Source organism: Hydrocoleum sp. CS-953 (genome assembly GCF_002260545.1).
Lineage (GTDB): Bacteria > Cyanobacteriota > Cyanobacteriia > Cyanobacteriales > Microcoleaceae > Trichodesmium.
On record NZ_LGSU01000185.1, the window covers coordinates 1 to 2,371 of the forward strand.

Below are 2,371 nucleotides of genomic sequence, written 5' to 3' on the forward strand. Positions count from 1 at the left end.
CCTTAATATAGATTAGTATAGTGAGGCAATCTCAAAAGACCAAAGAATTTGACACGATAAAATAATTAACAAAAGGATAGAACAAAAAAACTAAGGCATGGGCAAAGTAGTCGGCATAGATCTGGGTACAACAAACTCCGTAGTATCCGTCATGGAAGAAAAAAAATCCGAAAAGTTTCATATCTATGCTAACAAATTTTTTTAATAAAAGCCTGTGATTTGAAACACAAATTAAAATACTTAATCGAATCTTCACAATAGTAGGGTAAAAAATTAAAGTTATTGTGAAAATTTATCAAAATCGGCCAATTTAACTATGCAATTGGTGACATCAAAGTTAAAGTAGAAATATGATTGATAGAGTTGAATTTATATAGGATTATCTGAATTATGAGTTCTATTACAAGTATTTCTCCAGAAGTTTCTCATGGCGATCATAACTATTTAGATAGGCTACTACAACCAATTAGAAAATATCTTGATGGTGTAGAAGTAAACAATCGAAAAATGGCACATTGGTTATGTAAATTAATTCCAGCTCAATGTCCTTTTGAGAGAGATATAAAACTATTCGGACATCTACTTTTCCATATTCCTCCTATGTGTAAACTTAATCCTTTGTACGACCAATTTATCGGATTAAGATTTAGGGCTTTAAGTTTTCTGGCGGATGATTGTGGGGAGGATATTAGTAGGTATTGTTGAAATCTATTTCTGATTTTAAATTGTTTGGTTTTTATGTTGTTTGCTGTTAATTTCTGAATAATATTTAGTGTGGTAATTAAAGCCCAGTTTCAAGGAGGAAATTGGGTTTTTTGGTGTTATGGCGCTACGCGCTAGGGAATAGGGAATAGGGAATAGGGAATAGGCACAGCAAAGAGGCTCACACTACTAATATTATGTTCGGATAAATACTAACTATAAAGTCATTGCGACTGGAACGGAGTGGAAGGAAGCAATCTCAGGGGTTTGAGATATCTCTTCCATCTATATCCTAATTATAACTATTCAACCGAACATCATATAACCTACATCTACCCGACTTCTGTCTGCTCAGATATAATCTGGCTGAAAACTTGTCATTGCGACGATAGGAAATAATCTCGCGTTACCCCTGAGATTGCTATCCGTTCTGGAATGCTCCGCAAACCTTCCACTCCCTTGCAGTCGCAATGACTAGGCGATAGTAATTATCCAGATTTGATATTACCCTTTCATATAGAATCCCATTGAATAGTCGTCATTGCAACGACAGGAAGCAATCTCAGGGCTTGAGATTGCTTCCCTCCACTCCGTTCCAGTCGCAATGACTAGGTTACAGTAATTATCTAGATTTGATATCACCTATTGATACAACAAAGCTCAGAAATACTATGAATATACAAATAAAAAAATGCTGGAACTCTCCTATTTAGCTTTTAGGAGAATGCCAGTTATGGGAATATCATTTTTTCCAACTTTAGAATTTATAGTAGATGCAATTATAGTTAAAGAATTTCTTACTTAGACTTACGACGACGGGTAAGGAATATTCCACCACCGATGAATGCTAAAGCTGCAATGCTGCTAGGTTCTGGTACGCGAACTTTTGGGTTAGAATTAATATCGTCGTTGAGAGCAGCGTGTGTATCGGAAACGTAGAAAGACACATGAGAGAAAGCTCTGCCTTGTCCCTTATTGGTGGAGACACCCAGAGTATTGATGTTTAAAATGTCACCTGCTTTGATGCCATCGAACTCGTATGCACTCCAATTTGTGCTTGTTTTTAGAACAAGAGCAAACTCATAGTTAACGTCTTGCAAAAATTCGACTGTTCCTGCATTATCTTCTGTAAGAGTTAGTTTGTAGAAATCAGTTGATACACCAGGATCAGAATATTCTTCATCAATATCTATCTTGTAATCATCATTAAAACTCCAATTTTGATTGATATTTGCTCCATTTTCAAATAGACCTGCTACATTGGATAATGAATTAGAGTCATTACCATCAAAACGTTCGCAACCAGTATAAGTGGATATGCCAGAGAAATCTAAATCAGTACAAAAAATGTTAGTTTCAGCTTCGGCAGTTGAAGTTTCGGTGTTGTTTTGGTTACCATTGCCATTGCCATTGCCATTGCCATTCCCATTCCCATTGTTAGCAAGAGCATCTGTAGTGGATATACCAACCAACCCAATGCTCATTACAGAAGCAGCTAATACAGTAGATAATACGCTTTTCATCTTAATTATTCTCCTTGTTGGTTTGTTGTAACTTTTAACTTCTAGAATATAAAGTGTAAATCTGAAGATTTATTTTTTAGTTCTGCTTGTTTACCTTTCATTTACCATCATGCACTAATTTGATAAAAAGTGCAATAGCTCAAGGG

Annotated in this window: 2 protein-coding genes and 1 pseudogene; 2 read left to right on the forward strand and 1 reads right to left on the reverse strand. The window is 35.5% G+C overall.

The window, feature by feature from the left end:
- Window positions 1–97: 97 nt before the first annotated feature.
- Window positions 98–166, forward strand: a pseudogene (locus AFK68_RS44040) (Hsp70 family protein); the annotation flags it as partial.
- A 224-nt stretch (window positions 167–390) separates the two neighbouring features.
- Window positions 391–705 carry a Mo-dependent nitrogenase C-terminal domain-containing protein gene (locus AFK68_RS01510; protein WP_094671076.1) on the forward strand — a complete coding sequence of 105 codons (315 nt, stop codon included), beginning with the start codon at window positions 391–393 and terminating at the stop codon, window positions 703–705.
- 794 nt (window positions 706–1,499) lie between these two features.
- Here AFK68_RS01510 and AFK68_RS01515 read toward each other — a convergent pair.
- Window positions 1,500–2,225 carry a PEP-CTERM sorting domain-containing protein gene (locus AFK68_RS01515; RefSeq protein WP_094671077.1) on the reverse strand — a complete coding sequence of 242 codons (726 nt, stop codon included), beginning with the start codon at window positions 2,223–2,225 and terminating at the stop codon, window positions 1,500–1,502.
- Window positions 2,226–2,371: the final 146 nt, after the last annotated feature.

Excerpts from the sequence above, each read along its gene's own strand:
- AFK68_RS01510 (WP_094671076.1), top strand. The coding sequence starts at position 391 with ATGAGTTCTATTACAAGTATTTCTCCAGAAGTTTCTCATGGCGATCAT.
- AFK68_RS01515 (WP_094671077.1), bottom strand. The coding sequence starts at position 2,225 with ATGAAAAGCGTATTATCTACTGTATTAGCTGCTTCTGTAATGAGCATT.